This is a genomic window from Mesorhizobium sp. A623, assembly GCF_054489405.1.
In genome coordinates this window covers 1-5,788 of the sequence record NZ_JBTMXB010000078.1, presented here as the reverse complement: position 1 = coordinate 5,788, position 5,788 = coordinate 1, and the positions used below count along the sequence as shown (strand labels likewise).

The window sequence follows — 5,788 nt, the reverse complement described above, 5'->3', positions numbered from 1 at the left end:
ACATAGCGCACCGACGTTCGATCAACCCCGATCACGGAACACGCCCGACGCTGGCTGACCTCAAAGCTCTCGCAGAGACCTCTTCGGGTTCGCTGATGGCGAAGGCGACCAGTCGGGCGAAGGTTTCTGCGGGCACTCCGACCTGGCCTACATAGTCCTGGTTCGCCTTCTGGACATCCTGCTCGCTGATGTGGTCGAGGAGTTCCGTCTTGACCGCGCCCGGCGAGATGATCGTGACGCGGATATTGTGGGGCGCCATCTCCTGTCGCAGGCCGTCCGAGATGACTCGCACCCCGGACTTGGTCGCGGAATAGACGGCGGAGCCGCCGAAGATTTTATGGCCCGCAACCGACGAGAGATTGATGATGTGGCCCGACTTCTGCTCCTGCATGTATGGGAGCGCGGCGGCGATGCCGTAGAGCACGCCCTTGAGGTTGACGTCGATCATCTGATCCCATTCGTCGACCTTCAGCCGCTCCATAGGCGAAAGCGGCATCACGCCAGCATTGTTGATGAGCACGTCGATCCGTCCGTAGGTTCTGACCGCCGCGTCCACGAGGTTCTTGAGGTCCTCCCGCTTCGTCACGTCCGTGACAACCGCCGTGGCTTTGCCGCCGGCTTCGGTAATTTCCGCTGCAAGCGCTTCTATCCTGTCGGAGCGGCGGGCCCCCAAAACGACGCTGGCCCCTTTGGCGGCGAGATGACGAGCGGCCGCCGCTCCCATGCCGCTGGAGGCGCCCGTGATAACAACGACCTTGTCAGCAATATTGTCTGTCATTTGAAGTCTCCGAATGATGGTTAAACTTGGCCTGCAATCTCGAATGCTCACTATATAGAGCGTAGAACGCATCACCTGAGGGGGTCGGCCAATGTTATCTCAACTCACTTGAAATCTATGGTTGTAGCAACCATATTGAGAATGGGTGCCTTGCCAAGATCGGTACCTAATTGCTTGCTCAAAAAGTGGAGGAAGTAATGAGCAATACTACCTTTTCCAACCCAGTTCAGCTCGAATTAAGAAACACCGGTCGCCGTGTGATTGCTAACCCGTGGGAGGCCATCGAAGTGTTACACGGCCACTGGCCGCACCGGGCGCGTGGGCGAACCTACCGCTCTGCATACAGGGCGTGCCGCGATGCGCTTGATGGCTTGCGGAAGCCTCACGAGGCGAGGCGGGCCTTCATGGCAGTTGCCCGTCGAGCTGGGATGTCGGTCGGTTAGGGCAACGGGCACCAAGATTTTCCAGGAATGAAGCGACGAGTTCCGGGTTCGGGCCTCCACCGGTTTCATTGTCTTCTTGAGTTGATCTGAGGTTAGCACCGAGCGCCTTGACACTCTGTTAAAAAGGATACTACGATTGTTAGACTATATTAGTGACGCTCTCGATACGCATGGCGCTATGAACATGGCACTACGAATTTTGACATTAATTGGCACCTTGTATGTCGGTTATTTGAATATCTTTATTATCTCCTGGTAGGAGAGCGAAAACTCGACACGAACCAGAAAATGGAATCGAGGTGTTCGAACTCAAATAGCGCTCAATTTCGCTAATCTAGGGGCTCGGAAAGCCAAATTAGAGGCTCGCATTGGATCTCCCCAGCCTCCAATACAGGAGTGTAATCATGGCCTTGAGCTTCCTCAACCCCAGCAGGACTTATGACAAGACCAGGAGATCTGTTCATTTCACCGCTCACGATGGGATGTTCGAGATTCGTTTCTTTGTGGAGGTGGCGGCATTGTTGAGCATCCTACCTGGGGCCGTGAAAGACGAGGCAGGCTACCTAAAGGCGTTCGACACAATGCGTGACGCGATACATGAAGCTGCGCGCCGCGCGTATTCCAGTGGAAGCACAAACATGTATACCTTGACGTCGGTGCATTTCCGCCGCCACCTCTTGCTCCAAAAGGGTTAAGCAGCAGGATAGATCTCTGCGATTCAATGTATGAGCGGGGTTGTTTAAGGCGAGTCTCGGTTCGAGTTCCGGTGGTATGCCCATGAGGCATCCGTCAACAACACCCAACGCCACATTACGTAGTCGTGCAAAGCGACCCATGTTGTTCCACCAGGGCAAGCAGGTTCAGACCGACAAAGTCGCTCGACGTCACGCAATTGCGAACTCGCCGACCGATGGGCAGTGCCGCTCACAAGTCGGACGCCGGATTTCACCACCCTATGAACGAACCGTTCATAGTTTGTTCAGCGAGGACTGGGTAACCAGTCATGGTCGTCTCTTATCTAATTGGAGTTGCAATGAAAAAGTTCGTGTCTGCGCTTTGCGCAGGGTCTCTCAGTCTCACGTTCGGACTGGTGCCCTCCATCCCGTCTGTCGCGGCTCCAATGATGCCGCAGGTCAACACGTTTTCGAACGTCCAAACCGTCCAATACAAGGACAAGTGGCGCAAGAAGAACCGGAAACATCGGGTTCAGAGAGACCATAATCGAAGGGGACACTGGAACGGCCATCGTGGCGAGCGAAGCAAGCGTCATGGGTATCGTCGTCACAATGACGGGCTTTGGTATCCGCTGGCTGCGTTCGGATTAGGGGCGATCATCGGCGGAGTGATCGCTAATCAGCCACAACCGGCGCCGGTCTATCGCGAACGTCGCGGCGGTGATGCACACGTACAATGGTGCTACGGCCAGTATCGGTCCTATCGCTCTTCGGACAATACCTTCCAGCCCTACAACGGGCCTCGGAAGCAGTGCTATTCGCCGTACTAAGCGACGGTCAAACGGGATTTAAAATGGAAAGGCGGCTCTTGCGGGCCGCCTTTTATCACGAGTAGCGGAAGCGAGTGGATCACCTTCTGCGCGGCTTAGGCGGCGGCTTGCTTGGCCTGTCTCTCTCCGCGTAGCGAACCAACAGGTTTTCCGGCAGTCCGCGCAACATGTCGTATTTGCGTTGGCACCATGGGCACCGGGCCACCGCATGCGGGCGGGGCGCTGCACATGATGAGCAGAAACGAAGCATGGACATAGTAAACCTCCTCTGCCCCGGAAAGGGCTTCGGGGGCGCAATCTGATGAAATAGGGATCGACTCGAAAGCCAAATGCAATAACGCTAAAGAATGTCACGAAATTGAGGCGCTATGCGTCTGATTATAGGGGCAAAATATCTTATCGACGCTATGAAGTCGGGGTGGTCGAATGCTCGTTAGCCTAACACCCGACGGCGATCTAATATCCTTGGCAGTCATCCCGAAGCATTGGCCCCCGGGCGAAAGCGGAGAGGACCAGGCTCAGGATGACCCAGTGGGTGACCTTAAGAACGAATATCATGGAAGAGCTTGAAATCATCCGTCCGGCAACGCAGGCGGATCAGCTGGAGCACCGCACGATGGTGGGCGGGTCATGAACCAGCTCGGTACGCCAAGCACCGTTTCATGCCCAGTCACGACAAAGCCAAGCGACTCGTAAAAGGCCACGTTGATTGCCAGATCAGTCTCAAGATAGGCGGTGGCTGCGAGCGCATCCATGCGCTGGCAGCAACGCATCATCAAATGTCGTCCGATACCCCGCCGCCGGTGCGCTGGTCCCACAGCCAATGGACCGATGTGCCAGTGCGGACCAGCCGGATCGTTGCGCGCCCAGGCAGCTAGCCAGCGGCGGATACGGAAGATCCCGGCCGGTGGGTTGCTAGCCGCGATTATGCCGGCAAAACGCAGTGTATCCGTCAGTGCTGGACGACAGCGGCCAGGTTTGATCATGCCCAGAACACCGATTATTTCGTCCTGCACATACGCGCCCAGCACTTCGCCATTCGACTGGACATAGGCAACCAAATGACCAAGGAAGCGCAACAAACGCCGATGCCTACGGTCGGGATCGGTCCCGAACACTTCCACATGCAATGGATTGTCGAGCATGCCGTTGGCCAGAATGGCGGCCGCCACATGTAGCTCGCCAGGCCTCAGTTCTCTGATGTCGAGGTCGTTGTCAGCCTGGTTCCGTGATGCTGGTCGTCGCGCCATCAGAAACGGTGGGCGGCCGAAAGCGCGCAACTGGTCAGCGCCGAAACCACGTCGCCAGCGGCAAACAGGTGCTCGCCAAGGCCATTGAACGAACCATCTACTTCCGGATTGTCCAAATTTCCCACGCCAGAATCCTTTGATACCGCAGTTCTGGCCAGAGCCTCCATTCGTTCGCGTCCAATCCTCGACCTTGAAGCTATACTTATCGGGTTACAGAATCGAGTTCGCCGGGTTTCGACCTACCGTCCGGGTGGTAGCGAAGCGGCAGTGAATCTCAGACCTTCCGCTGTCAGGAATGCCTCGCGCCCTTCGCTGCCAAGGCTCTTGCGTTTTGGCCGCGCTCGCGTCGAGAGTGAGGCAGTTGATCAGTTACGGGATCAGGTGGCGAGGGGTTTCAAACTGCTCGGCGAGCGATGATGCCAGATTGTAGGCGTACCGGCTGTCGTTTGCGCATCATGTGAACCATTTAGATCCCAGACAGCGTCAATGACGGGTGAACTTAGATCTCGTAAGAAGTTGCCCGGTCCAAATTTCGTCAATTCATAGCCGAATACCCCGCAGCGATCGCGGTCTTGGAAGCATCCGGCAGCGAAACCGCTAGAACGTAGAAGCTCCAACCTCTCTCGCTCCGCCATATAGCGGAGCGACCTTTTGCCGCGAAATCATTGATTTTCCATGAATAATTCCTATGTGCATAATGCAACATGGAGAACGAATTCCATGACCAAAGTACGATTGGAGAAACCCGAAAACAGACATGTCCGAGCCGATAGGATTTCTCGCGAATATATTACCGCCGAGCGTAGCGCACGCGAGAAGAAGACAGCCAGGCTGCGTGAGATGCGCCTTAAGGTGGAAAGATTGGCTGCGTAAGCTTGCGGGAGCCATCCGTTGAAGGGGTGCCCAGCTTTGGGCATGCTGCATCACAAATGCTGGAATGGCGCCTTATGATTATTGATTACGACGATTTGGATTTCCCGGTGGTCGCCGGTCAATACAATTACAACGATATCCTCGTGGATGTTGGGTGCTCGCAAATCTCAGCATGGGACAGTAACCCGCTCATTCGATTTATGCTGGTCCACACTTACGACAACCGCTATTCGATGGGTCCGGCGGTGGCAAAAGGTACGCTGCCTACCGATCTGCTCGTGTAGACCCGCGTTTTACGCGACACTTCGGCGGCGCTCGCTTGGCGTTTTCGGGACGTCATTATCGGGGCGACGCAGAAGGCGCGGTATCAGCCCTGATCTGGCTGGCGATCAAAGTGTCGGCGTGATCAGGCGAATCCTAGAAATGACAGGATCGCCACTAGGACCACAGACGCGGCACCTAGAAGGATGATGTAGTTCATCGCGCTCGTTCCGAATGTTTCCGGAACCATTAGCGTTTTCGCTTCGAGCCGCTTTGCGCTTTGGCAAACAAAAAGCCCCGGCGTGGCGGGCCGGGGCCGACTATGCGCACCCCCGGCCCGATCTGGCTGACAACGTCAGCATAATGTTGCCCTACCCCGACAAGGCTCGGCGCACGCATCGGCATCACCGCCGTGCTCCACACCTGGGGATCGGCGATGACCCACCATCCGCACGTGCACATGATCGTGCCGGGCGGCGGTATCGCGCCGAACGGAAGCCGCTGGATATCTTCTCGACCGGCATTCCTTGTTCCGGTGCGCGTGCTCGGCAAGCTGTTCCGCCGGCTCTTCCTGACCCGACTGGTCGCTCTCCACGACGCCGGCCGACTCACCTTCTTCGGGTCGATTGCGCATCTGACCGAGTGGCGGGAATTCCTGCGCCATCTTGCTTCCGTCCGA

General features: G+C 56.5%; 7 protein-coding genes and 1 pseudogene. 5 read left to right on the top strand and 3 right to left on the bottom strand.

Annotation, left to right across the window (positions count from 1 at the left end):
- Positions 1 to 31: 31 nt before the first annotated feature.
- Positions 32 to 778, bottom strand: coding sequence for an SDR family oxidoreductase (locus ACX3P1_RS27620; RefSeq protein WP_459082923.1), 747 nt, complete (start codon positions 776 to 778; stop codon positions 32 to 34).
- 197 nt (positions 779 to 975) lie between these two features.
- Between ACX3P1_RS27620 and ACX3P1_RS27615 the strand changes: the two genes are divergently transcribed.
- The 3 genes from ACX3P1_RS27615 to ACX3P1_RS27605 all read left to right on the top strand — a co-directional run bounded on the left by ACX3P1_RS27615 (position 976) and on the right by ACX3P1_RS27605 (position 2,725).
- Positions 976 to 1,221: a DUF982 domain-containing protein gene (locus tag ACX3P1_RS27615; RefSeq protein ID WP_459082921.1), complete on the top strand. Its 246-nt coding sequence runs from the start codon at positions 976 to 978 to the stop codon at positions 1,219 to 1,221.
- Positions 1,222 to 1,625: 404 nt separating this feature from the next.
- Positions 1,626 to 1,916 carry a DUF1488 family protein gene (locus tag ACX3P1_RS27610; RefSeq protein WP_459082919.1) on the top strand — a complete coding sequence of 97 codons (291 nt, stop codon included), beginning with the start codon at positions 1,626 to 1,628 and terminating at the stop codon, positions 1,914 to 1,916.
- 338 nt (positions 1,917 to 2,254) lie between these two features.
- Positions 2,255 to 2,725 carry a BA14K family protein gene (locus tag ACX3P1_RS27605; protein ID WP_459082917.1) on the top strand — a complete coding sequence of 157 codons (471 nt, stop codon included), beginning with the start codon at positions 2,255 to 2,257 and terminating at the stop codon, positions 2,723 to 2,725.
- A 572-nt stretch (positions 2,726 to 3,297) separates the two neighbouring features.
- Here the strand turns inward: ACX3P1_RS27605 and ACX3P1_RS27600 are convergent.
- Positions 3,298 to 3,897 (bottom strand): GNAT family N-acetyltransferase, encoded by a 600-nt coding sequence (locus ACX3P1_RS27600; RefSeq protein ID WP_459082915.1) that lies wholly within the window; start codon positions 3,895 to 3,897, stop codon positions 3,298 to 3,300.
- A 77-nt stretch (positions 3,898 to 3,974) separates the two neighbouring features.
- Positions 3,975 to 4,100 (bottom strand): hypothetical protein, encoded by a 126-nt coding sequence (locus ACX3P1_RS27595; protein ID WP_459082913.1) that lies wholly within the window; start codon positions 4,098 to 4,100, stop codon positions 3,975 to 3,977.
- A gap of 822 nt (positions 4,101 to 4,922) precedes the next feature.
- Here ACX3P1_RS27595 and ACX3P1_RS27590 point away from each other — a divergent pair.
- Entirely contained in the window at positions 4,923 to 5,132 is a 210-nt protein-coding gene (locus tag ACX3P1_RS27590) for a hypothetical protein (RefSeq protein ID WP_459082911.1), read from the top strand.
- A gap of 353 nt (positions 5,133 to 5,485) precedes the next feature.
- Positions 5,486 to 5,788, top strand: a pseudogene (locus ACX3P1_RS27585) (transposase); the annotation flags it as partial.